Origin of the sequence: Streptomyces sp. cg40, assembly GCF_050320165.1 — a bacterium.
GTDB lineage: Bacteria > Actinomycetota > Actinomycetes > Streptomycetales > Streptomycetaceae > Streptomyces > Streptomyces hokutonensis.
The window spans coordinates 660,599-682,681 of sequence record NZ_CP190128.1 but is presented as its reverse complement, the minus strand read 5'-3'; the positions used below and the strand labels follow the sequence as shown (position 1 = coordinate 682,681).

24 protein-coding genes are annotated in these 22,083 nt (G+C 68.8%); 13 read left to right on the top strand and 11 right to left on the bottom strand.

Annotation, left to right across the window (positions count from 1 at the left end; genetic code table 11):
* Positions 1-69: 69 nt before the first annotated feature.
* Positions 70-591, top strand: a complete 522-nt coding sequence (locus ACQHII_RS02935) for a MarR family winged helix-turn-helix transcriptional regulator (protein WP_427917692.1) — start codon at positions 70-72, stop codon at positions 589-591.
* 34 nt (positions 592-625) lie between these two features.
* Here ACQHII_RS02935 and ACQHII_RS02930 read toward each other — a convergent pair whose 3' ends face one another.
* Both ACQHII_RS02930 and ACQHII_RS02925 read right to left on the bottom strand, forming a co-directional pair.
* Positions 626-1,687, bottom strand: coding sequence for a dihydrodipicolinate reductase (locus ACQHII_RS02930; protein ID WP_427917691.1), 1,062 nt, complete (start codon positions 1,685-1,687; stop codon positions 626-628).
* A gap of 95 nt (positions 1,688-1,782) precedes the next feature.
* Positions 1,783-2,448, bottom strand: a complete 666-nt coding sequence (locus tag ACQHII_RS02925) for a TetR/AcrR family transcriptional regulator (protein ID WP_427917690.1) — start codon at positions 2,446-2,448, stop codon at positions 1,783-1,785.
* 145 nt (positions 2,449-2,593) lie between these two features.
* Between ACQHII_RS02925 and ACQHII_RS02920 the strand changes: the two genes are divergently transcribed.
* The 6 genes from ACQHII_RS02920 to ACQHII_RS02895 are packed head-to-tail and all read left to right on the top strand — an operon-like array spanning position 2,594 to position 8,687.
* Positions 2,594-3,874, top strand: a complete 1,281-nt coding sequence (locus ACQHII_RS02920; protein WP_427917689.1) for an acyl-CoA dehydrogenase family protein — start codon at positions 2,594-2,596, stop codon at positions 3,872-3,874.
* On the top strand, positions 3,871-4,893 hold the full coding sequence (locus tag ACQHII_RS02915) for a phosphotransferase family protein (RefSeq protein WP_427917688.1): 1,023 nt from the start codon (positions 3,871-3,873) through the stop codon (positions 4,891-4,893). Before ACQHII_RS02920 ends, ACQHII_RS02915 begins: the two co-directional genes overlap by 4 nt.
* A complete protein-coding gene (locus ACQHII_RS02910; protein WP_427917687.1) occupies positions 4,890-5,861 on the top strand; it encodes an NADPH:quinone oxidoreductase family protein in 972 nt (323 codons plus the stop codon). Before ACQHII_RS02915 ends, ACQHII_RS02910 begins: the two co-directional genes overlap by 4 nt.
* Positions 5,851-6,702, top strand: coding sequence for an acyl-CoA dehydrogenase family protein (locus tag ACQHII_RS02905; RefSeq protein ID WP_427917686.1), 852 nt, complete (start codon positions 5,851-5,853; stop codon positions 6,700-6,702). The genes ACQHII_RS02910 and ACQHII_RS02905 overlap by 11 nt, the downstream gene beginning before the upstream one ends.
* Entirely contained in the window at positions 6,699-7,847 is a 1,149-nt protein-coding gene (locus ACQHII_RS02900; protein WP_427917685.1) for an acyl-CoA dehydrogenase family protein, read from the top strand. The genes ACQHII_RS02905 and ACQHII_RS02900 overlap by 4 nt, the downstream gene beginning before the upstream one ends.
* A gap of 21 nt (positions 7,848-7,868) precedes the next feature.
* Positions 7,869-8,687, top strand: coding sequence for an enoyl-CoA hydratase (locus ACQHII_RS02895; RefSeq protein ID WP_427917684.1), 819 nt, complete (start codon positions 7,869-7,871; stop codon positions 8,685-8,687).
* Between the two features lie 25 nt (positions 8,688-8,712).
* Here the strand turns inward: ACQHII_RS02895 and ACQHII_RS02890 are convergent, their stop codons facing one another.
* Genes ACQHII_RS02890 through ACQHII_RS02875 form a run of 4 tightly spaced genes read right to left on the bottom strand, consistent with a single transcriptional unit; the run spans position 8,713 to position 11,914 of the window.
* On the bottom strand, positions 8,713-9,513 hold the full coding sequence (locus ACQHII_RS02890) for an SDR family NAD(P)-dependent oxidoreductase (RefSeq protein WP_427917683.1): 801 nt from the start codon (positions 9,511-9,513) through the stop codon (positions 8,713-8,715).
* 24 nt (positions 9,514-9,537) lie between these two features.
* The gene (locus ACQHII_RS02885) at positions 9,538-10,359 is read right to left on the bottom strand and encodes an NAD(P)-dependent oxidoreductase (protein ID WP_427917682.1); all 822 of its coding nucleotides are present in this window, start codon (positions 10,357-10,359) and stop codon (positions 9,538-9,540) included.
* The gene (locus tag ACQHII_RS02880; RefSeq protein ID WP_427917681.1) at positions 10,356-10,883 is read right to left on the bottom strand and encodes a nuclear transport factor 2 family protein; all 528 of its coding nucleotides are present in this window, start codon (positions 10,881-10,883) and stop codon (positions 10,356-10,358) included. Before ACQHII_RS02880 ends, ACQHII_RS02885 begins: the two co-directional genes overlap by 4 nt.
* An 8-nt stretch (positions 10,884-10,891) precedes the next feature.
* Complete coding sequence (locus ACQHII_RS02875) at positions 10,892-11,914, bottom strand: zinc-binding dehydrogenase (protein WP_427917680.1); 1,023 nt, start codon at positions 11,912-11,914, stop codon at positions 10,892-10,894.
* Between the two features lie 128 nt (positions 11,915-12,042).
* On the opposite strand from ACQHII_RS02875, the gene ACQHII_RS02870 reads away from it, so the two are divergent.
* Complete coding sequence (locus ACQHII_RS02870) at positions 12,043-12,642, top strand: TetR/AcrR family transcriptional regulator (RefSeq protein WP_427917679.1); 600 nt, start codon at positions 12,043-12,045, stop codon at positions 12,640-12,642.
* 31 nt (positions 12,643-12,673) lie between these two features.
* On the opposite strand, the gene ACQHII_RS02865 is transcribed toward ACQHII_RS02870, so the two are convergent.
* Genes ACQHII_RS02865 through ACQHII_RS02845 form a run of 5 tightly spaced genes read right to left on the bottom strand, consistent with a single transcriptional unit; the run spans position 12,674 to position 16,802 of the window.
* Positions 12,674-13,903, bottom strand: coding sequence for a metal-dependent hydrolase family protein (locus ACQHII_RS02865; RefSeq protein ID WP_427917678.1), 1,230 nt, complete (start codon positions 13,901-13,903; stop codon positions 12,674-12,676).
* Positions 13,904-13,909: 6 nt separating this feature from the next.
* Positions 13,910-14,230 (bottom strand): hypothetical protein, encoded by a 321-nt coding sequence (locus ACQHII_RS02860; RefSeq protein ID WP_427917677.1) that lies wholly within the window; start codon positions 14,228-14,230, stop codon positions 13,910-13,912.
* Positions 14,217-15,482, bottom strand: a complete 1,266-nt coding sequence (locus tag ACQHII_RS02855) for an aromatic ring-hydroxylating oxygenase subunit alpha (protein WP_427917676.1) — start codon at positions 15,480-15,482, stop codon at positions 14,217-14,219. The genes ACQHII_RS02860 and ACQHII_RS02855 overlap by 14 nt, the downstream gene beginning before the upstream one ends.
* Positions 15,483-15,486: 4 nt before the next feature.
* Complete coding sequence (locus tag ACQHII_RS02850) at positions 15,487-16,101, bottom strand: carboxymuconolactone decarboxylase family protein (RefSeq protein WP_427917675.1); 615 nt, start codon at positions 16,099-16,101, stop codon at positions 15,487-15,489.
* Positions 16,098-16,802 carry an SDR family NAD(P)-dependent oxidoreductase gene (locus ACQHII_RS02845; RefSeq protein ID WP_427917674.1) on the bottom strand — a complete coding sequence of 235 codons (705 nt, stop codon included), beginning with the start codon at positions 16,800-16,802 and terminating at the stop codon, positions 16,098-16,100. Before ACQHII_RS02845 ends, ACQHII_RS02850 begins: the two co-directional genes overlap by 4 nt.
* Before the next feature lie 236 nt (positions 16,803-17,038).
* Here ACQHII_RS02845 and ACQHII_RS02840 point away from each other — a divergent pair, with 236 nt between their 5' ends.
* From ACQHII_RS02840 to ACQHII_RS02820, 5 genes are read left to right on the top strand one after another with little or no spacing between them, the layout of a single operon-like run.
* Positions 17,039-17,770, top strand: a complete 732-nt coding sequence (locus tag ACQHII_RS02840; RefSeq protein ID WP_427917673.1) for an SDR family oxidoreductase — start codon at positions 17,039-17,041, stop codon at positions 17,768-17,770.
* Positions 17,767-19,206, top strand: coding sequence for an aldehyde dehydrogenase family protein (locus ACQHII_RS02835; protein ID WP_427917672.1), 1,440 nt, complete (start codon positions 17,767-17,769; stop codon positions 19,204-19,206). Before ACQHII_RS02840 ends, ACQHII_RS02835 begins: the two co-directional genes overlap by 4 nt.
* Positions 19,203-20,408 carry a CaiB/BaiF CoA transferase family protein gene (locus ACQHII_RS02830; protein WP_427917671.1) on the top strand — a complete coding sequence of 402 codons (1,206 nt, stop codon included), beginning with the start codon at positions 19,203-19,205 and terminating at the stop codon, positions 20,406-20,408. The genes ACQHII_RS02835 and ACQHII_RS02830 overlap by 4 nt, the downstream gene beginning before the upstream one ends.
* Positions 20,409-20,449: 41 nt before the next feature.
* Positions 20,450-21,814 carry an ABC transporter substrate-binding protein gene (locus ACQHII_RS02825; protein WP_427917670.1) on the top strand — a complete coding sequence of 455 codons (1,365 nt, stop codon included), beginning with the start codon at positions 20,450-20,452 and terminating at the stop codon, positions 21,812-21,814.
* Positions 21,815-21,856: 42 nt separating this feature from the next.
* Complete coding sequence (locus ACQHII_RS02820; protein WP_019069976.1) at positions 21,857-22,051, top strand: ferredoxin; 195 nt, start codon at positions 21,857-21,859, stop codon at positions 22,049-22,051.
* Positions 22,052-22,083: the final 32 nt, after the last annotated feature.

The following is a 22,083-nucleotide window of genomic DNA, read 5'->3' as shown; positions in this document are numbered from 1 at the left end:
CGCCGTAGACGGGGTAAACGCACGCCGTAACTTACTTGAGTTACGCAACAATATGGTAAAGTGGGTCTCATGTCCACACCACCGGTCCCCACCGCCCCCGCCTCTCCGGAGGTGACCGAGATCGAGCGAGCCCTCACTCGGATCACCTATCTGAGTACGCGCGCCCGCCAGCACGACCGGCTCATGGCCCTCGCCGGTGTGCCGCTGGACCGTGCGGCGGTGGCGCTGCTGCGGCAGGTCGCGGACTCCGAGCCGCTGCGCCCCGGGGAGCTGGCGAACCGCCTCGGGGTCGAGGCCTCGCATGTGACCCGTACGGTGCAGCAGCTGCAGAAGTCCGGTTACGTCACCCGCGTGCCCGATCCCGACGACCGCCGCGCCCAGCGGATCGAGCTGACCGAGGCCGGGGAGAAGGCCGTCGCGAGCGTCCGAGACGCCGGTGCGCGCGGGATGCAGATGGCCCTCTCCGACTGGTCGACGGACGAACTCCAGCAACTGGCAACGCTGTTCCACCGCATGGTCGACGACTTCCTGAACTACGCGGTCGACGAGGAGAGCGTGCCGGAGGCCGCCGCGCCGGCGACCACGGCGTGAGCATCTCGAACACCGGGCGCCTGTCGCGCCGGCCTCAGCCGAGGTCGGCGACGATCTGCGGCAGGTCGGCCGTGGTGCGGATTCCGGGGGCCGCCGCGCAGACGAAAGGGACGGCGTTGACCGCGCGGTTCGCGGTGTAGGAGGGGGACATCGCGGCCATCCGGTCGAGGGGTACGGGGAAGCGCAGGTCGATGTCGAGCGGCGCGTCCCCTTCGACCGATACGTGCCAGCCCGTGGAGCGCAGGTCCCAGGCGGGGTCGAGGTCGGTGGTGCAGTACCAGTTGGCGCGGAACCGCAGCAGGGGGCGGCCTTCGCGCAGACCGGAGACCGTGATCCGCTGTGCGGCCACCGTCTCTTCCGGCAGGGTGCCCGCCGCGATCGTGGTCGAGCGCCGGGCGAGTGCGACCTCGCCGGTCGCCTCCACCGAATCGAGCGGTGTCCCCAGCGCCTCGGCCAGCAGTCGCAACGACGGGCCGAAGCTGTCGCGCAGCCCGGTCAGTCGCTGTTCGCCGAATTCGGCAGGGGGCTGCCCGAAGCCCATCACCTCGAACAGCAGCCCGGGGGAGTCCCGTTGGGACAGATCCGCGAACTCGTCGATCGTCAGCGCGTCGAGCCGCCGCTGGATCGAGGTGAGGACGATCGGCAGGGCCTCCGTGATGAACCCCGGGCTGCTGCCCGTGCTGTGGACGGAGGTTCCGCCCTCCGCGCACGCGTCCTCGATCCGCTTCCGCACGACCGGGTCGAGGCTGGGCGCGTGATGGAACTCGCCGCGCGTCGACACGACGTTCACGCCTGACGAGAGCAGCGTGCACACCTCGTCGAAGTCGCAGGCGCGCGGGGTGTAGAGGACACAGTCCGCGTCGAGCGCCAGGATCTCTTCGATGTCGTGCGTGGCGAGGATCCCGGTCGGGCCGGACTCCCCGCCGCTCAACTCACCTGCGTCCAGGCCCGATTTGGCCGGCGTGTGGACATACACGCCGGCCAGGGTCAGCTTCGGATGCTCCAATACGGCACGCATCGTGCGGGCACCGATGTTCCCCGTGGCCCACTGCACGACCCGGTAGCGCTGTACTCCATGCCGTAGCGGCTCGGTCATCGCCCACCTCCCGTTGCGGTGGGCGAGAACCGTACTCTCAGCTTCGGAGAGCGTCAATCACGCAGGCGAAACCGTCGGTCGCGCCTGAGGAGCCGTCAATTGCGTACAGGGACGCCCGAGAGGCCGCCGAGGCAGAACTGCCAGACCTCCTCGGCGCTGACCGCCGCGGCATGGCTGCCCGCCGGAACGCCGTTGCCCTGCGCGACGAACATGACCGTCTGCATCAGGATCGAGGCCTGCCGGCGGGGTTTCCCGGCGGGGATGGCGCCGGCCTCCTCGGCCTGTTCCACCAACTCGGTGAACACCGTGAGCAGGGGGAGATGAGCTGTCGCCACCTGCGAGGGGTGCTTCACGAGGAGTTGCAGCGCGAAGTCGCTGAACAGCGGGCGCTCCACACCGGGGTTGGAGAGGGACTGCTCGAACAGCATCTCCACCGCCAGGCGCAGTGCCTGGAGCGGATCCGACTGGGAGCCGGCGGTCTCACGGATCTCGGCGGCCGACTTGGACAACGCGTCCTCGAACAGGGCGAGCAGCAGCTCGTGTTTGCCGTCGAAGTGCTGGTAGAAGCTGCGCAGTGACTGTTTGGAGCGGTCCACGACCTCCTGGACGGTGAAGTCCGTCGTCCGCTTCTCCGCGATCAGTTCCTGCGCCGCGTCCAGGAAGCGCTGCACACGTTGTTCGGCGCGGAGCTTGGCGGCACGGGTGGAACGCTCAACGGCGCGCTGGCGCCAGGCTGGTTGTTCTTCGGGGACAGCTGTCACATGAAGAACGATACTCCACTTCAGCGGTAACACTCCGGCTTCCCCTACCGAAGAGCGCACTGCAAGTTCCGAGACTCTTACTTGCTTGAGATGAGAATGATATTCTCACCGACATTCGTGCGGGTTGGCAGGAGGTTCGTCTGACATGGCATGGGACTTTTCCACCGAGCCGGAGTTCGAGGAGAAGCTGGAGTGGATCAGGCGGTTCCGCGCCGAGCGCGTGGAACCCCTGGACCTGCTGTATCCGGACCGGGCCTACCACCCACTCGACGACGAACTCGGCCCCGTCGTCAGGACGTTGAAGCAACAGGTCCGCGACGAGGGCCTGTGGGCACCGCATTTGGGCCCCGAACTCGGCGGGCGCGGCTTCGGCCAGGTCAAGCTGGCGCTCATCAACGAGATCCTGGGCCAGTCGAGTTGGGCCCCCGTCATCTTCGGCACCGCCGCCCCCGACACCGGGAACGCCGAGATCATCGCCCGCTACGGCACCGACGAACAGAAGGAGCGCTACCTCCAGCCACTGCTTGAGGGCGAGTGCTTCTCCTGCTTCTCCATGACCGAACCCCAGGCCGGCGCCGACCCCACGATGTTCACCACCCGCGCGGAGCGCGACGGCGACGACTGGGTCATCACCGGCCGCAAGTTCTTCTCCTCCAACGCCCGCACCTCGAAGTTCGTCATCGTCATGGCCGTGACGAACCCCGACGTCAGCCCCTACAAGGGCATGTCGATGTTCCTCGTTCCCAGCGACACCCCGGGCGTCCGCATCGAGCGCCACCTCGGCATCATGGGCGAGGCCACCGACGAGGGCATGCACGCACTCATCGCCTACGACGGCGTCCGCGTCCCCGCCGACGCGCTGCTCGGCGGCGAGGGCCAGGCCTTCGCGATCGCCCAGACCCGGCTCGGCGGTGGCCGCGTCCACCACGCGATGCGGGTCGTCGGCCAGAGCCAGAAGGCCCTCGACATGATGGCCGAGCGCGCCCTGTCCCGCGAGACCCAGGGCGAGCGGCTCGCGGACAAGCAACTCGTCCGCGCCGACCTCGCCGACTCCTACGCCCAACTCGCCCAGTTCCGGCTGTTCGTGCTCTACACCGCCTGGCAGATCGACCAGTACCAGGACTACAAACGGGTCCGTAAGGACATCGCCGCCATCAAGTTCCTCACCCCGAAGGTGCTGCACGACATCGTGTACCGCTCGATGCATCTGCACGGCGCCCTCGGTGTCTCGAACGAGATGCCGTTCTCGGAGATGTGGAACGGCGCCGCCGTCATGGCCGTCGTCGACGGCCCCACCGAGGTCCACAAGATCACCGTCGCCCGTGACGTCCTGCGCGGCTACGAAGCCGCCCCCGGGCTGTGGCCCACCCAGCACCTGCCCACCCGCCGTGAATGGGCCCGGAAGCAGTTGGAGGACCTGCTGTGACGCTCGCCAACACGGAATCCCTCGCCCGCTGGCTGGACGACCAGGGCATCGCCCCCGGCGAACCCGTCGAGACGTCGTACATCTCCGGAGGGACCTCCAACGACATCTACGGCATCCGGCGCGGCGAGCGGAGCATGGTGCTGCGCAAGCCGCCGGAGAAGGTTCCGCCGGGGCGCAACGAGACCATGCTCCGCGAATACCGCGTCCTCAAGGCGCTCAACGGCACGGACGTCCCGCACCCCGAGGCCATCGCCGTGTGCGACGACACGAGCGTGCTCGGCTCCTGCTTCTACCTCATGGCGCACGTCGACGGCTGGTCCCCGATGAACTCCGGCGGCTGGCCCGAGCCGTTCCTCAGCGACCTGTCGCTGCGGCCCGGTCTCGCGTACCAACTCGTCGAGGGCATCGCCAAGTTGGGCAACGTGGACTGGCGGGCCCAGGGACTTGAGGGCTTCGGCCGCCCCGACGGCTTCCACGACCGGCAGGTCGACCGCTGGCTGGCCCACCTCGCCAAGTTCAAGTTCCGCGAGATACCCGGCCTGGAGAAGGCCGCCGCCTGGCTGCGGGAACACCGCCCCGCCCACTGGACACCGGGCATCATCCACGGCGACTACCAGTTCGCCAACGTCATGTTCCGGCACGGTGCCCCCGCCGAACTCGCGGCCCTGGTCGACTTCGAAATGGCCACCGTGGGCGACCCGTTGCTCGACCTCGGCTGGGTCATCATGGGCTGGCCGGACGCCGACGAGGACCGCACCCAGAAGGGATACGTCGACTACACCGGCATGCCCGACCGCGCCGACCTGCTGGAGCACTACGCCAAGGTCAGCGGGCGGGACGTGAGTGAGATCGACTACTACGTCATCCTCGCCCGGTTCAAGATGGCCGTCGTCCTGGAGGGCGGTTATGCCCGGCACGTGAAGGGCGAGGGCGGCAACCCCAAGATGGCCCACTACGGCGACGTCGTCCTGCAGATGGCCGCCCAGGCGGCCGAGCTCGCCGCCACGACCCGGCTATGAGAGCCGCCCGCTGCAACGCCGTCGGCGGCCCGGTCGTCGTCGAGGACATTCCTGAACCACCCTTCCCCGAAAGGGAGTTGGCAGGACCGGACGGCGGCATCCCGGTCGACGTCCACTACGCCGCCGTCAACTTCGCCGACGTCCTCGTGATCGACGGCGCCTACCAGGTGAAGGCCGAGCCGCCCTTCACCCCGGGCAGCGAGTTCGCCGGTGTGGTCGCCGCCTCCGCGCACGGATTCGGGAAGGGCGAGCGGGTCTTCGGCTCGATGTTCGTCGGAGCGTTCGCCGAACGCGTCACCGCCCGCCCCGCCGGCCTGAGCCGTATCCCGGAGGGCATCCCCACCGAGCGCGCGGCGGCCTTCGGGGTCAGCCACGCCACCGCCTTCGACGCCCTCCGCCTCGTCGCCGACGTACAGCACGGCGAGCGGGTGGCCGTCCTCGGCGCGGCCGGCGGGGTCGGCCTCGCCACCGTCGAACTCGCCGCGCTGCTGGGCGCGGAGGTCGTCGCCGTCGCCTCGACGGAGGAGAAGCGCGCGGTGTGCGCCGAGCAGGGCGCGCACGTCACCCTGCCGTACGACGATCTGAAGCGGAGCCTGCGGGACGCGGGCGGCGCCGATGTCGTGATCGACCCGGTCGGCGGGCCGTACGCGGAGGAGGCGTTGCGGGCGATGCGCTGGGGCGGGCGGTTCGTGAGCGTGGGGTTCGCGAGCGGGGAGATCCCGCGCATCCCGCTCAACCTCCCGATGCTCAAGGGCGTCGGCGTCCACGGCTTCGACCTCGGCGGCTGGGCGCGACACCAGCGGGACGACCTGGTCGCCGCCCGCACCGAACTCCACGGACTGTTCGCCGCCGGGAGGATCAAGCCCCGCGTCCACGCCGTGTATCCGCTCGCCGAAGTCGCCGACGCCCTCAGCCTCGGGCGCCGCGCCATCGGCAAGGTCCTTCTGGAGGTCGCGCATGGAGTTTGAGTTCGACGACGAGCAGCGGCTGCTCCAGCGAGTGGTCCGCGAAACGGTCACCAGGTCGCGATCGCTGCCAGAGGACCAACTCTGGGACACCTACCTGGAGTTGGGCTGGCTCGAAGCCCCTCCGGTGGAACTCGCCATCGTCCTGGAGGAGTTGGGCTACGCCGCCGACCCCACCCCCTTCCTCGCCACCGCCACCTGGTTCGCGCCGCTGGCCGGACGGTTGCCGCGCGGCTCGGGCACCGGTGTCCTCGACGGCGAGGGCCGCTTCGTCCTGGACGCCGACCGCGCGGACGAGATCGCGCTGCTCACCTCCGAGGGCGTGGTCGTACGGGACGGAAAGGAGCTGGCGGCCGAGCGGCTCTCCGTGTTCGACCCGACCCTGCACATCGCCCGGGTGGACGCCCCGGACCTGGTCGCCGGCGTACCTGATCTGGCCCTCATGGGCCTCGCGGTCAGCACCGTCGGCAGTTGCCGGCGCATCCTCGACCTGGTCGTCGCGCATGTGAAGGAGCGGCACCAGTTCGGCGTGCCCATCGGCTCGTTCCAGGCCGTCAAGCACAAGGCCGCCGACATGTACGTCGCCATCGAACGAGCGAAGGTGCTCGCCTACTTCTCCGCGCTCACCATCGCCGAGGACGACCCCCGCCGCGGCCGGGCCGCCGCGATGGCAAAAGCCGCCGCCGGAGACTGCCAACGGGTCTGTTTCCGCAACGGGTTCCAGCTCTTCGGCGCCATGGGCTACACGTGGGAGAACGAACTGCAGATCCATCTCAAGCGGGCCAAGGCCGGGGACCTGCTCCTCGGCACGGCGTCCGAGCACAGGAAGGCGCTGCTGGTATGAGGCTGGCCCCCGACCCCGAGGTCGAGAAGTTCCGCGCCGATTTCAGCGCCTTCCTCGACACCCATCTGCCCACCCCCGAAGAGGCCACCGTCCGCTCCAAGTCCAGCGCGGACATACCGGATTGGGCCCGGCGCTGGCAGCGCACCCTCTTCGACGAGGGCTGGCTGCTGCCCGCCCAGCCGCCCGAGTACGGCGGACGCAACGCCACCCTGCCCCAAGTCGTCGCGCATCTGGAGGAGTTGTCCCGGCGGCGGATCTACCACAGCTTCAACCCGCAGGGCCTCAACATCATCGCGGCCTCCCTGCTCACCTTCGGGACGGAGCAGCAGAAACGCGACTGGGCCATACCGCTGCTACGGGCCGAGATCACCGCCTCGCTCGGCATGAGCGAGCCCGGAGCAGGCTCCGACCTGGCGGGTCTACGGACCCGCGCGGTCCTCGACGGCGACCACTTCGTCGTCAACGGGCAGAAGGTGTGGACCTCCGGCGCACACGACGCCGACGTCCTGCTCACCTTCGTCCGCACCGACCCCGACGCCCCCAAGCACAAGGGGATCAGTGTCCTGCTGATCCCCACCGACTCCGAAGGTCTGGTCCGGCGGCCGTTCGGATCGATCGCCGCACCCGACGACCTCGACTTCAACGAGGTGTTCTTCACCGACGTCCGCGTCCCCAAGGAGAACCTCGTCGGCCCCCTCAACGAGGGCTGGCGGGTGGCCAACGGCTCACTCGGGCACGAACGGACCCTGCTCTGGGTGCACTACGCCGAGCGCATGGACGGCCTGATCCAGGACTCGCCCTGCGACGAGGAGTGGTACGCGACGCTCCAAATGGACGTCCAGGCACTGCGGTTGCTCGGCTACCGGCTCCTCGGCGCCGACCGGAACCCGGTGGAGATCTCGGTGCTCAAGCTGCTTGGCTCCGAGGCCGCGCAGAACGCCGAACTGCACGCCCTCGAACACCACGGGACCGAGGCGCTGCTCCATCCGGTACAGACCGGGCCGTACATCCACATGAACATCGAGGCGTTCACCGCCAGTTGGTTCGAGCGGTACGCGCGCAGCTTCGGCGGGACCATCGCCGGCGGCACCTCCGAGATCCAGCGCAACATCATCGCCGAGCGCATCCTCGGCCTGCCCCGATAGAGCCGACGGAAGACGGGACCCATGACAGACACAGCGGACGCTGTCAGCACGGACGTGATTCTTTACGAGGTCGAGGACAAGGTCGCGGTCATCACCCTGAACCGGCCCGAGGTCGCCAACGCCCAGAATGCGGTGCTCCTCGACGCGCTCGACGCCGCCTGGCGCCGGGCCGCCGCCGACGAGGAGGTCAAGGTGATCCTCCTGCGGGGCAACGGCAAGCACTTCTCCTCCGGCCACGACCTCAAGGACCGCTGGCCGGCCCCGACCGAGATCACCCTGGAGTGGATCTACGCCGCCGAGTCCCGCCGGTATCTGGAATACACGCTGCGCTGGCGCAACGTTCCCAAGCCGTCGATCGCCGCGGTCCAGGGCAAGTGCATCGCCGGCGGACTGATGCTCTGCTGGCCCTGCGACCTCATCGTGGCCGCCGAGAACGCCGAATTCTCCGACCCCGTCGTGCACATGGGCATCGGGGGAGTCGAATACCACGGCCACACCTGGGAGTTGGGCCCGCGCAAGGCGAAGGAGATCCTCTTCACCGGACGGGCCGTCGCCGCCGAGGAGGCGGAGAAGGTCGGCATGGTGAACAAGGTCGTCCCCCTCGACCAACTGGACACCGAGGCAATGGAGTTGGCCCGCCAGATCGCCCAAATGCCGTCCTTCGGCCTCCGCCAGGCCAAGCGCGCCGTCAACCAGAGCCTCGACGTCCAGGGCTTCTACGCGGCCGTCCAGTCCGTGTTCGACATCCACGAGACGGGACACGGAAACGCGTTGAGCGTCTCCGGATATCCCATCCTCACGAAGCTCGACGGCATGAAGGAACGACTGAAGGAGCAGTAGGCGGTGATGGCCGCCCGACCGCGCATTACTCCCGATGCGCGGTCGCGCCCCGGCTCATCGCGAGGACCGCGTCACGGCGGCTCAGCGCCCCGAACGGTGAACCGCCGGTCGGGGCCGGACTGCCGCAGATCCAGGTCGGACCGTCGGAGAGATGCGTGAGCGCCTCGTCGGCCACGTCGCCCGGATCGGCCAAGTCGCCTCTGTACGAGCCCCCTTGGGCTTCCTGGGTCCGCCGCAGGGACGGGGTGTCGGTCCTGCCGAGCACCAGCCCCAGGACATCCACCCCGCTGTCCCGCCACTCCGCCCACAGGCTCTCCGCGAGGATCAGGTCGAACGCCTTCGACGCGCCGTAGGCGGCGAGCGTGGCGCCACCGGCCCAGGCCGCGCCCGAGGTCACCAGGACCACGGCGCCCCGCTTGCGCGCCACCATCGGGGCGCCGAAACGGTACGCCGCTTCGAGTACGGCCGTGCAGTTGCGCCGCACCAGTCCGAGGTGGACGTCGAGGTCCTTGTCGAGGAACGGGACGCTGCGGTCGTCGCTGCCCGCGTTGTACACGAACAGACCGACCTCCAGACCGGCGGTCGCCTGCTCCAACTCCGCCAGGGCGGTGGGGGAGCTGAGGTCGAGCGCGACGGCGCGGACCTCGACGCCGTACCGGGCCCGGATCTCGTCGGCGGACTCCTCCAGCACGGGCAGCCGCCTGGCCACCAGTACTACGTTCATCCCCTCGGCGGCCATCCGGTGGGCGAACGCGGCACCCACCCCGTCCGATCCGCCGGCGACGACACCCCACGGCCCGTACTTGGCGGCGAGCGATTCAGTCACTTCGTTACTCCTCGACAAGTTCATCTAGGACGACCGGAGAACCTTCTTCTCGACCGCGTCGGACGACAGCACCGTCCCGATGATCCCCAGGTCCGCTCCCGCGCTGTGCGCCACCTCGCGCACCACGCGGACGTCCTTGCTCATCAGGTCCGCCAACCGCTCCGCGACCGAATCGACCGAGCCCCCACTGGCGACGACACCCAGCGCGCGACTGGCACCGCTGCCGTGCTGCAACGCCGCGAGAATCGCCTTCTCGTCGATGCCCAGTGAACCCGCCACGCGGACGGCGTCGACCGCGAGCCCGACTTGGGCTACGAAAAGGGCATTGTTGACGAGCTTGACCCGCTGACCGTTGCCGACCGGTCCGACAAACATGACCGGCGAGGCGTATGCCTCCAACACCGGTCGCATCACGTCCAGTTGAGTCTCGTCCCCACCGACCCACAGGGTGAGCCGGCCCGCCGCGATGTCGTGCGGGCCTCCCGAGAGGGCGGCGTCGAGCACCCCGACGCCGCGTTCCGCGCCCGCCTCGGCGAGCAACTGCGCGGTGGCCGGGTCGGAGGTGGTGTGCTGCACGAGCGTCGATCCCGGCTTCATGGCAGAGAGGGCGCCGTCCGCGCCGAGGCAGACGGCTCGTACCTGCTCGTCCTTCAGCACGGTGACCAATACCGCGTCGGCGTCGCGGACCGTCGCCCGGACCGAGTCGGCCGGCTCAAGCCCGCTTTCCTCGGCAGCCGCACGGGCCTCCGGACGGCGTACAAGGACTGTGACGTCATGTCCGGCGGCCGTCAGCCGTTCGACGATCGGACGCCCCATCCGCCCCCACCCGATGAACCCGATCCTCAACTCTCCTCCAACGCCGTGGAATTGGAGGACGGAGCCAACATCGCACGCGGCCCGTCGGTGCCGTCCAGGTTGGCGTTGACCCGTTCCGCGATCCGCCACCCCTCCGAAGTGCGCACCCAGCGCCAGGTGTTGGCGGAGACCTGGAACACCCAGAACCGTCCGGCGTCGGCGTCCCACCGCAGATGCAGCGCATGGCTGCGGCCGGTCGCGTGGTCGCCGTCCACGACGACGTGCGGCGCGGTCAGTACATGGCCGCACCCGTTGTGGATCACGCTCTGGTGGCCCGGGCCGTGCACCATGCCGACGATGCCCTTGCGGCCCTCCATCCGCAGATGCGGGATCGCGTCGAAGACACCGTCCTCGGTCCAGAGCGCCGCGGCGGCCTCTCCCGAACCGCTGTCGACCGCCGGCCCGTACTGCGCGACGAGCTGAGTGATCTCGACCTGGTCCTCCAGGGCCCGCACTTTCGCCGCCAACGCCTCGACGGTGGCGTGCAGTTGGGCAAGTTCGTCGCTCTCGCTCATGAGCGTGTTCAACTCCCTGGTACGACGATGATGCGGGCCGGACCGTCGGCGTCCCGTGCCGCGTCGAGCGCCGCCGGAACCCCGTCGAGCCCGACGGTGTGGCCGAGCATCGGCCCGACGCCGAGGCTGCCGGAACAGACGGCCCGGAACGCCTCGTCCCAGTGGTCCATCGACGGACCGCCCCCGAACTGGATGTTGAGCCCCTTCCGCTTGGCGGTCAGGGTGTGCAGATGGTCGCCCTCGGGCGGACCGCCGACGGAGAAGATCCGGGTGCCGCGCTCACACCCCTTGATGATCGAGTCGAGAACGCCCGGGACGCCGACGCACTCGAACACGACACAACTCGCCTGTGGACCCGCCGCGTTGCGCCAGGCCTCGTACGGCGAGACCTGGGCCGGGTCGACGACCACGTCGGCGCCCATCGCCAGCGCGGTCGCACGACGCGACGCGACCAGGTCGGCCGCCACGATCGGGCCGACGCCGAGACTCTTGAGCCGACCGATCGCCGACAGGGCGATGGCACCGCAGCCGATGACCAACGGCGCTTCCCGCGCCGTGAGTTGAGCGCGGGACGCGGTCGACCAGCCCACCGAGATCGCGTCGGCGACACACACGACCTCGCTCGGCAGATCCGACACGACGACCCGGGTGATGGCCTCGGTCAGCAGGAACAACTCGCCGAACCCACCGGGTGATTCGGGGTTCTGGCCGATGATCCTGCGCCCTGCGGGCGTGTTCAGCACGGGCAGCGAACTCACGCGCGTCCCGACCAGGATCCGCCGCTCGGTGCCGGGGCCGTAGTCCACGACCTCGGCGCAGTACTCGTGCCCCATCACGATGTCGACGTCCTGGTCGTACGTCGACATCCCGCTGTCGTCGTCGGCGCCGGCCTCCGGATGATCCATGAAGTGCAGATCCGACGCGCAGATCCCACACGCCAGCGAGCGGACGAGAAGCTGACCCGGTCCGGGCACCGGATCGCCGACGACCCGCGCCACGACCGCCCCGCCACGCAGCACGGCAGCACGCATCAGGCTCTCCTCCGATCCACGAAGTTCTCCGAAGCCCGTCTCCTTCGGACTGTAGCCACACAGCGGGAATTACAGAAGACCGTCTCCTATAATTGGCCGGACATGGCCCGGTCACTACAATCACGGGCATGGCAGAACCGCGCCGCGCCCCGGGCCGTCCACGTGACACGAGCATCAATGAACGGGCGCTCGCGGCGACGCGCGAACTGCTCGTCCAGCGCGGCTTCGAGGCGACGACGATCCAGGCGGTGGCCGAGCACTCGGGTGTGCACGCCTCCGCCATCTACCGCCGCTGGCCGTCCCGGATCGAGCTGATCGAGGAGGCCACGTTCCCCGGACTCAGCCCGTTGAGCGTCCAGCCGACGGGGGACCTCCGCCGTGACCTACGCCGGTTCATCCGTGCCTATTTGGCGGCCTTCGGCGCGCCCGCCGCCCGTGCCGCGGCGGCCGGACTGTTCGCGCACTCCCAGACGTCGAACCGCCCCCGGCCGCCGGAGATGCTGCTGCGCGTGTCGGCGCGGCCGCAGTTCCAGGACATCCTGCGCGCCGCGCCGACCGGGACCGTCGACCCCGCCGTGGACCCGGACGACGTGTTCGACATGCTCCTCGGCGCCGTACTGACCCGCACCCTCCTGTCCACGGTCACGGCCCGCGAGCGCCCCGTCGAGCGCACGGTGGAGATGGTTCTGAGGATGCTGCGGCCGCTCGACGGGCCGCCGCTGATCTGAGCAACTCGCGCGGCTCGCCCGGGTGTTGGTGTCAGCGGCGTTCGTCGCGGAACACCTTCCCGCCCTTCATCACGAACCGGACGTCCGCCATCACGGAGACGTCCTCCAGCGGATTGCCCGGTACCGCGATCAGGTCGGCGAGCAGGCCTTCCGCGATACGGCCCCGGTCGTCGGCGTCGATCAGCTCCGCCGCGTTGACGGTCGCCGCCTGGAGCGCCTCCAGGGGAGTCATCCCGCGGTCGACCAGGGCGATCAGCTCCTGGGCACCCCGGCCGTGCGGAATCGCCGGCGCGTCCGTGCCCAGCGCCATCCGGACACCGGCCTTCCCGGCCCTGGACACCACGGTCTTCGCCCGTGGGAAGATCTCGGCGGCCTTCTCCACCAGTTCGGGCGCCGAATGGGACATGTCCATCCCGTCGATGAGAGCGGTGGTCGGCACCAGGAACGTGCCCCTCTCCGCCATCAGCGCGATGGTGTCGTCGTCGAGCAGGAAGCCGTGCTCGATGCAGTCGATGCCCGCCTCCACCGCCGAGCGGACGGCGTCGGCCCCATGGGTGTGGGCCGCCACCTTCAGTCCGCGCCGGTGGGCCTCGTCGACGATGGCGCGCAGCTCCTCGTCGGAGTAGTGCTGCGCACCGGGGGTGCCGGTGTGCGACATCACGCCCCCGGACGCGCAGACCTTGATGAGCCGGGCCCCGTGCTTGATCTGGTAGCGGACGGCCTTGCGTACCTCGTCGACACCGTTGGCGATGCCCTCCTCCAGGGAGAGGGGCATGATTCCGGGGGCGTACGCGGCGAACATCGTGGGGTCCAGATGGCCGCCGGTCGGTGTGATGGCGTGCCCGGCCGGCACGATGCGCGGGCCGTCGATCCAGCCGGCGTCGATGGCCTTCGCCAGCGCGACGTCCAGCAGATAGCCGCCCGTCTTCACGAACAGCCCCAGGTTGCGGACCGTGGTGAAGCCCGCGCGCAGGGTCCGCCGGGCGTTGCCCACCGCGCGGAGCATGCGCAGCGGGGGATCGTCCTGGACCGGGGAGAACGCGAGCGTCTCTCCCCGGCCGCCCATCAGAAGGTTGACCTCCATGTCCATGAGACCGGGCAGGAGGGTCACGTCACCGAGATCGAGGACCTCGTTCTCGCCGCTGGAGTCACTGTCGCCGCCGCCCCGCCCGATGCGGTCGCCGTCGACCGTCACCAGGCCCGGCGACTCCAACTCGCCCGTCTCCACGTGCAGTACACGCGCCGCTCTGAGCGTGAGCACGACCGGTCACACCTTCGGCTCGACGACGAGGTCCATATAGGCCGCCCCGCTGTCCGGTACCCGGGCCTGCTTCCAGACCTCGACCGGGAACGACACGTTCACCAGGGAGAACATCAGGAGCAGCAAGTTGCGCTCCGGCTCCGGGAGTTCGGAGAGCGGGAACTTGTCGAGATGGTCGGAGGCCTGTTCCAGGAGCGGGAACGCGGCGTCGTAGAAGGCCTGCATCTCCTCCATGGAGCTGGCCAGGCGCTTGGTGTAGCGCTCGCGCTCGGACTCCAGGACCCACTCGCTGAACGGTTCGAGCACCGCGAACTCACTGGGCAGCATCGGTGTGCTCCTTGACGTAGTCGGCGACCGTCTTGTGCAGGTGGCGGAGCAGCAACTCCTGGTCGCAGAGCGGGAATTCGGTGACGACCCGGCTCTTGAGCATCGTCTGGGTGGCCTCCAGCGTGTTGCCGTCCTGGAGCGCGTACTCCTTGAACGTCACCGCCGCCAGCTCCTGCTTCAGCCGCTCGCGCGCCGTCTTGGCGGGCACGAAGTACAGGTTGGCCTCGAAGAGGTGCTTGTCCACGGCCGTCGGCCAGTAGTGGTAGGTCAGGTACCAGCCGGGCTTCCAGATCAGCAGGGTCATGTTGGGGAAGAACTCGAAGGAGTCGTTGCCCCACGCGCGGTGTCCGCCCGGGTTGAGGCCGGGGGGAAGCGGGTCGAGGCCCTCGATGTCGGGTGCCTCCCACGGCCCGAACAGGCCGCTGCGCAGCACGCGTTCGATGGGCTTGACGATGGTCAGGTCCTTGGGCGGGGACATGCCTCCCCAGGAGGAGATCATCGAGTGCGGGGGGTGGATCTCGTAGTGCAGCGCCTCGTACCCGACGTTGAAGAGCTTGTCGGCCTCGTCCTTGACGGCCTGCTTCATGTGCAGGACGGGGGCGTGGTAGAACTCCGCGAACGCGTCGATGAACAGCTTCCAGTTGCTGCCGATCTCCGCCTTGTAGGTGAAGACCTCGGTCATCTCGTGGAAGGGGTAGCCCTCAAGGCCCTTGGCGAACTCGCCCAGATACTCCTTGAGCGGCTGGGCGTTGGGGTCCAGGTTGACGAAGACGAACCCCTCCCAGACCTCGCAGCGGACCAGCTTGAGGCCGTAGTCCGCCTTGTCCAGGTCGAAGAACTCCTTCTCCTGCTGGACGAAGGTCAGTTCGCCGTCGAGGCCGTAGCGCCAGGCGTGGTACTTGCAGGTGAACTGGCGGCAGGTGCCCTTGACCTCCTCGCCCGGGTAGTCGTTCCACACGAGCTTGTTGCCGCGGTGGCGGCAGACGTTGTGGAAGGCGCGGATCTCCTTGTCCTTGCCCCGCACGATCACCAGTGAGGTGTCGGCGACGGCCAGCTCCTTCGTGAAGTAGCTGCCGACCTTGGGGACCTGCTCGACCCGGCCGACGTTCAGCCAGGTCTTCTTGAAGATCGCCTCCTTCTCGGCCTCGTAGTACGCGGGGTCGATGGAGTCCTCGTAGTTCACCGGGCTCGTACCCAGCTCGGGGTAGTTCTCGGTCCAGCTCCCGGCCGCCGGCTTGGCGAAGTGTGGCATGGGATCACCCCTCTCGCTTGTGAGAATACCATTCTCGTTTTGGGAAACTGAAGTTCTCTTCCGAGATCACAGGATCGAGTTCCACGCCGAAGGTGTTGAGGGCCATCGTGAGCATCGTGTACGCGCCGATGGTGAAGACCAGGTCCATGAGCTGGTGTTCGTCCAGGTCGACGCCGAGCGCCGCGTAGGTCGCGTCCGACAGGCCCGAGTCGGTGTCCAGTTCGTCCACCGCCCGGTTGAGCAAGGTGTCGGCGCCGGTGCGGACTTCCTCGATCTCCGCCTCGGTCACCCCGTACTTCCGGCCGATCAGGACGTGACTCGCCCACTCGTACCTGCTGCCCCGCCGCCAGGCCACGCGCATCACGGCCAGCTCGCGGACGCGCACCGGCAGGGTCGTGGTGTTGAGGTGCATGTTGAACGTCAGGAACGCCCGGGCCAGGGCCGGATGGCGCTGGAAGATCCCGAGGACGTTGGCCTCCGGCAGCTTCTTGTCGGGGTTGATGACCGAGAACAGGTCGTGGTCCCACTCGTCGTACGGCACCGGTGGGATGCGGACGCCGGAGTCGCCGGCGGGCTCGCCGTGCTCGGTGCCGGTCCCGCCCTGTGCGTTCGCACTCATGTGTTCCGCCCGCCGTTCACGCCCAGGATCTGGCCGGTGATGTAGCCGGCCTCCTCCGAGGCGAGGAAGGCGCAGGCCGCCGCGATGTCCTCGGGGCGCCCGACCCGCCGTACCGGAGTGCGCTGGATGTGGTCCTCGACCGTCCCGCCGAGGAGTTGGCGCTCCTCGGAGCGGCGCAGCATGGGCGTGTCGATGAAGCCGGGGGGCACCGCGTTCACGGTGATGCCCTGCGGGCCCAGCTCCAGGGCGAGCGCCTTGGTCAGTCCGTTGACGGCGGACTTGGCGGCCACGTAGTGCGTCATGAACGGCTGGCCGGAGTGCGCGCTGGACGAGGAGATGTTGACGATCCGGCCCCAGCCGGCCTGCACCATGTCGGGCAGGACTGCCTGGACGCAGTGGAAGACGCCGTTGAGGTTGACGTCGATCACCCGCTGCCAGGCCTCGAAGGTGAGGTTGGCGAAGCGCTTGTAGCCCTCCATTCCCGCCGCGTTGACCAGCACCGTCACCGGGCCGAGTTGCTCGCGGATCTCGGTCAGGGCCTCGTCCACCTGGGCCCGGTCACAGACGTCGGCCTTTCGGGAGAAGCCCCTGTCGGACGGATTGAGGTCGAGGGTGGCGACCTGGAGACCGTCGGCCTCCAGGCGCTGTGCGATGGCCAGTCCGATGCCGGAGCCGCCGCCTGTGACGAGGGCTGTCCTCATGCCGGAACCCCCTTCGTCTCGATCATGAAAATCTCCCTTCCAGATCTGAGAAGCGTATTCTCGTCTCCGGTGCTTCCGGAAGTCCCGCGCAGGCCGGGGCTGTTCGCCGCACTAGGTGCACCTGTCAGCCATCGGTCAGGATGACATTCTCGCTTCCGGATGGTTGATTCGCGTATAAGGAGAATGTAGTTTCCGCTTCATTGGAGCAAGCCGCCCATCCATGCGAGGAGAACAGGATGCGGTTCCAGGACAAGGTGGCGATCGTCACCGGAGCGGGACAGGGAATCGGCGAGGACTACGCCCGGGCGCTGGCCGCCGAGGGAGCGCGGGTCGTGGTCGCGGACATCAACGAGGAGCAGGGGCAGCGGGTCGCCAAGGAGCTGGACTCCGCGCTCTTCGTCAAGGTCGACGTCGGAGACCCCGCCTCGGCCGACGCGCTGGCCGCCGCCACCGTCGCCGAGTTCGGCCGCATCGACTACCTGATCAACAACGCGGCGATCTACCACAGCATGCGGCGCGAGGGCCTCACCACCGTCGACCTCGACTACCTCAACCGCTTCATCCAGGTGAACCTGATGGGCGCCCTGTACGTCACCAGGGCCGTCGTCCCGCACCTGAGCGAGGGCGCCGCGATCGTCAACCAGTCCTCCGCCGCCGCCTACATGGCCAGCGGCTACTACGGCCTGGCCAAGATCGGCATCAACCACCTCACCGCGTCGCTGGCCGCCGAACTCGGCGGCCGGGGCATCCGCGTCAACGGCATCGCCCCCGGCCCCACGGACACCGAGGCCACGGCCACCGTCGTACCGGTCGAGTTCCAGCAGCGGATGACCCAGGCCCTGGCCATCAAGCGGATGGGCACCCCCGGCGACCTCACGCCCACCGTGCTGTTCCTGCTCTCCGACGACGCCGGCTGGCTGACCGGACAGACCATCAGCGTGGACGGCGGACAGGTGGTGCGGCTGTGACCCGCCTGCTCATCAACGGCCAACTCGTCGACGCGGAGCGGACGTTCCCCTCCCTCAACCCCGCCACCGGCGAGGTCTACGGCCATGCCCCCGAGGCCACCACCGCCCAGGCCGAAGCCGCCGTAGCGGCGGCTCGCACGGCCTTCGACACCACCGCCTGGTCCACCGACGTACAGCTGCGCATCCGCTGTCTCGACCAGCTGCACCAGGCACTCCTCGACCATGTCGAGGAACTGCGCGAACTGACGATCGCCGAGGTCGGCGCGCCCCGCATGCTCACCTACGGCCCCCAACTCGACGACCCCGTCAAGCTGGTGCGGTTCTACGCGGACCTGCTGCGCAAGTACCCGCTGACGGAGGAGCTGGGCGAGGTCGAGATCCGCGGCCAGCGCCACCGCCGTTGGGTGGAGAAGGAGGCCGCCGGGGTCGTCACCGCGATCATCGCGTACAACTACCCGAACCAACTGGCCCTCGCCAAGCTCGCCCCCGCGCTCGCGGCGGGCTGCACGGTCGTCCTCAAGGGCGCCCCGGACACCCCGCTGACCACGCTCTTCCTCGGTCAACTCATCGCCGAGCACACGGACTTCCCGCCCGGTGTGGTCAACGTCCTCTCCTCCTCCAGCGCCGAGGTCGGCGAGACGCTCACCACGCACCCCGACGTCGACATGATCACCTTCACCGGCTCCACAGCGACCGGCCGAAGGATCATGGAGGCGGCCAGCCGTACGGTGAAGAAGGTCTTCCTGGAACTCGGCGGCAAGTCCGCCATGATCGTCCTGGACGACGCCGACTTCGCCACCGCCGCGATGTTCGCGGCCGGCACCATCTGCTCCCATTCCGGGCAGGGTTGCGCGCTCACCTCCCGGCTGCTCGTACCCCGGGAACACCATGACGAGCTCGTCGCGAAGGTGGCCGCGGGCCTCGCCCGTATCCCGCTCGGCGACCCCGCCGACCCGAAGACCTTCGCGGGCCCGCTCATCAGCGAGCGCCAGCGCGAGAAGGTCGACGGCATGGTGCAGCGGGCCGTCGCGGCAGGCGCCAATCTCGTCACCGGTGGCGAGAAGGTCGATCCCGGCTTCTTCTACAAGCCGACCCTCCTCAGCAACGTCGACCCGGACAGCGAGATCGCCCAGGACGAGGTCTTCGGCCCGGTCCTCGTGGTGATTCCGTACGACGACGATGACGACGCCGTCCGCATCGCCAACAACTCCGTCTTCGGCCTCTCCGGCGGGATCCAGAGCGCCGACGACGAGCGGGCCATCGCCCTCGCCCGCCGGATCCGCACCGGGACCTTCAGCATCAACGGCGGCAACTACTTCGCGGCGGACGTGCCGTTCGGCGGCTACAAGCAGTCGGGCATCGGCCGGGAGAGCGGAGTGCCCGGCCTGGAGGAGTTCCTGGAGTACAAGTCCTTCGCGGTCGTGGTCCGGTCATGATGCCCCTCGACGGAATCCGCGTCCTCGAAGTCGCCATGTATGGCTTCGTGCCCTCGGCGGGAGCCGTCCTCGCCGACTGGGGGGCGGACGTCATCAAGGTCGAGCACGCCGTCACCGGCGACCCGCAGCGCGGTCTGCGGCAGACCGGCACGATGCGCGTCGAGGGCGACCCCAACCCCAACGTCGAGCACGCCAACCGGGGCAAGCGCAGCCTCGGGCTCGACATCTCCCGGCCCGAGGGCAAGGAGGTGCTGTACGAACTGGCCCGGCACGCCGATGTGTTCCTGACCAGCTTCCTTCCCGGCCACCGGGACAGGTTCGGCATCGACGTCGACGACATCCGTACCGTCAACCCCCGCATCGTCTACGCCCGGGGCAGTGCCTTCGGGCCGCGCGGACCGGAAGCGGGGAAGGGTGGCTACGACATGACGGCGTTCTGGGCCCGCGCCGGCACGGCCGCGAGCATCACCCCCGAGGGCACGGACGGCATCATCAACCCGCCGTCACCCGCCTACGGCGACACGATCTCGGGCACCAATCTCGCCGGCGGCATCGCGGCGGCGCTCCTGAAGCGCGAGCGCACCGGCGAACCCTCGGTCGTGGACGTCTCCCTGCTCGGCAGCGGACTGTGGGCGATGGGCCACGCCACCGCGCTCTCCCTGCACCTCGGCAAGCCCTGGATCCCGCCGCCCGTCGGCACCCACGGCTCCGTCGCCAACCCCCTGTCCGGGCTGTACGAGACCTCCGACGGCCATCATCTGGCGTTCGTCATGATGCAGCCCGGGAAGTTCTGGGCCGATGTGTGCCGGCACATCGACCGGCCCGAACTCGCCGAGGACCCGCGCTTCGACACGGCCGAGCACCTCGTGGCCAACACGGCGGAGGCCGTCAAGATCCTGCGCGAGGTCCTCGCCACCCGCACCCTCGCGGAGTGGAGCAGGCGCTTCGCCACCCTGGCCGGGCCGTGGGCCCCGGTGCAGGACTCCCTGCAAGTGGGCGACGACCCGCAGATCAGAGCCAACGAGTACCTGCTCCGGGCAGGAGAACTCGAACTGGTCAGCAGCCCCGTGCAGTTCGACGTGCAAGCCCCCAGCCTCGGGCCCGCACCCGAGTTCGCCGCCCAGACCGAGGAGATCCTCCTCGAACTGGGCCTGGACTGGGACCGCATCATCGCGCTCAAGGCGGCGGGCGCGGTCACCTGATCACCCGACAGCGGGACTCACATTCTCAACGAGGAGAACCGATGAGACGCTTGCTCATCCCCGCGCTCGTCCTGGCCCTCGCGGCCGCGGCCGGATGCTCCGGCCGCACCAAGTCCGCGGACACCAGCAGCCCTTCGACCACCGGAGCCGCCGACACGGCGACCGCGGACTTCGGCACCCTGAAGTCCGTCTGCGGCAAGGGCACGGCCAAGTCCGTCACCAGCCAGGGCGTCACCAGCTCCGAGATAAAGGTCGGCGTCTTCAGCGACGTCGGGTTCACCAAGAACCCGGAGTTCGTGAACGCGGCCAAGGTCTTCACCTCCTGGTGCAACGCGGCCGGCGGCATCAACGGCCGCAAGATCACGCCCGTGACACACGACTCCGCGCTCATGCAGGTCAACCAGCAGATGATCGAGGCCTGCCGGACCGACTTCTTCGAGGTGGGCGGCGGCGCCGCCCTCGACGGCCTGGGCGTCAAGACCCGCCTGAAATGCCTGCTCCCCGAGTTCCCGGCCCAGGTCACCTCCGAGATCGGCGCGGACCTCCAGGTCATGGCCATGGGCGCCTCGACGGGCTATTCGCCCTACGCCGGCTACTTCTCCTGGCTGTTGAAGGAGGCGTACCCGTCGTCCGCGAGCAGCGTCGGCATCATCACCGGAGACGTGCCCATCACCAAGCTCCTCGCGGGCCAGGACAAGGAAGTCCTCACCGCGATGGGCGGCAAGGTCACCTACTCCGACCTCTACCCCGCGCAGGGGGTCTCCGACTGGACGCCGTACGCCCAGTCCATCAAGACGAAGAAGGTCAAGGGACTCGTCTTCCTGGGGGACTTCACCCAGCTGGCGAAGCTGGAGCAGGCGCTCACCAACATCGACTACAAGCTCGACTGGATCGACGCCAACAGCAACGCCTACGGTCCCGCCTTCCTCAAGCTGGCCGGTCCCGCGCTCGGTACACAGACCAACTTCGCCTCCATCAACGGATACCCGTTGGAGAAGGCCGACGACAACCCGGCGACGAAGGAGATGGTCGCCCTGTTCAAGAAGTACGCGCCCGACGCGCAGCTCACCCTGCCCGCCATGCAGGCCTTCTCCAGCTGGCTGCTGTTCGCCACCTCGGCCCGCGACTGCGCCGAGCTGACCCGCAGTTGTGTCCTTGAGAACGCCAAGAAGCAGACCGACTGGACCGGCGGCGGGCTCCACGCCTCGGTCAACCTCTCCTCGCCCGACGAGCCCCTGAAGTGCTTCAACGTCGAGAAGGCCACCACCAGCGGCTGGGTGCCGGCCGACTTCAAGCCCACCGAGAGCGTCTACCGCTGCGACGCGCCCGCCTACAAGTTCAAGGGCAACTACGGCAAGCCGCCGACCCTGGCGGACGTCGGCAAGTCGCTGTCCGACCTCAAGTAGCCACGCCACGCCCCCCGTTCACCACGGCAGGAAGGAAGGACCGTGAAGGTACGAGTCGACCCGGAGCGCTGTCAGGGCCACACGCTCTGCGCGATGCGCGCTCCGGACACCTTCGAACTCAGCGAGATCGACGGGCACTCCTCGGTCGTAGCGGAAGAAGTCCCCGCCGATCAGGAGGCGGACGTCCGCGAGGCGGTCCTGTCCTGTCCCGAGCGGGCGATCTCCCTCATCTCCTGACCCCCCGCCTCAACCACCGAGCAGGAGAGGAC

Coding starts and splice junctions, on each gene's coding strand:
- ACQHII_RS02850 (WP_427917675.1), bottom strand. CDS start 16,101: ATGAGTGCGAACGCACAGGGCGGGACCGGCACCGAGCACGGCGAGCCC.
- ACQHII_RS02930 (WP_427917691.1), bottom strand. CDS start 1,687: ATGACCGAGCCGCTACGGCATGGAGTACAGCGCTACCGGGTCGTGCAG.
- ACQHII_RS02935 (WP_427917692.1), top strand. CDS start 70: ATGTCCACACCACCGGTCCCCACCGCCCCCGCCTCTCCGGAGGTGACC.
- ACQHII_RS02920 (WP_427917689.1), top strand. CDS start 2,594: ATGGCATGGGACTTTTCCACCGAGCCGGAGTTCGAGGAGAAGCTGGAG.
- ACQHII_RS02830 (WP_427917671.1), top strand. CDS start 19,203: ATGATGCCCCTCGACGGAATCCGCGTCCTCGAAGTCGCCATGTATGGC.
- ACQHII_RS02875 (WP_427917680.1), bottom strand. CDS start 11,914: ATGCGTGCTGCCGTGCTGCGTGGCGGGGCGGTCGTGGCGCGGGTCGTC.
- ACQHII_RS02910 (WP_427917687.1), top strand. CDS start 4,890: ATGAGAGCCGCCCGCTGCAACGCCGTCGGCGGCCCGGTCGTCGTCGAG.
- ACQHII_RS02905 (WP_427917686.1), top strand. CDS start 5,851: ATGGAGTTTGAGTTCGACGACGAGCAGCGGCTGCTCCAGCGAGTGGTC.
- ACQHII_RS02855 (WP_427917676.1), bottom strand. CDS start 15,482: ATGCCACACTTCGCCAAGCCGGCGGCCGGGAGCTGGACCGAGAACTAC.
- ACQHII_RS02895 (WP_427917684.1), top strand. CDS start 7,869: ATGACAGACACAGCGGACGCTGTCAGCACGGACGTGATTCTTTACGAG.
- ACQHII_RS02900 (WP_427917685.1), top strand. CDS start 6,699: ATGAGGCTGGCCCCCGACCCCGAGGTCGAGAAGTTCCGCGCCGATTTC.
- ACQHII_RS02860 (WP_427917677.1), bottom strand. CDS start 14,230: ATGCTGCCCAGTGAGTTCGCGGTGCTCGAACCGTTCAGCGAGTGGGTC.
- ACQHII_RS02880 (WP_427917681.1), bottom strand. CDS start 10,883: ATGAGCGAGAGCGACGAACTTGCCCAACTGCACGCCACCGTCGAGGCG.
- ACQHII_RS02845 (WP_427917674.1), bottom strand. CDS start 16,802: ATGAGGACAGCCCTCGTCACAGGCGGCGGCTCCGGCATCGGACTGGCC.
- ACQHII_RS02825 (WP_427917670.1), top strand. CDS start 20,450: ATGAGACGCTTGCTCATCCCCGCGCTCGTCCTGGCCCTCGCGGCCGCG.
- ACQHII_RS02840 (WP_427917673.1), top strand. CDS start 17,039: ATGCGGTTCCAGGACAAGGTGGCGATCGTCACCGGAGCGGGACAGGGA.
- ACQHII_RS02870 (WP_427917679.1), top strand. CDS start 12,043: ATGGCAGAACCGCGCCGCGCCCCGGGCCGTCCACGTGACACGAGCATC.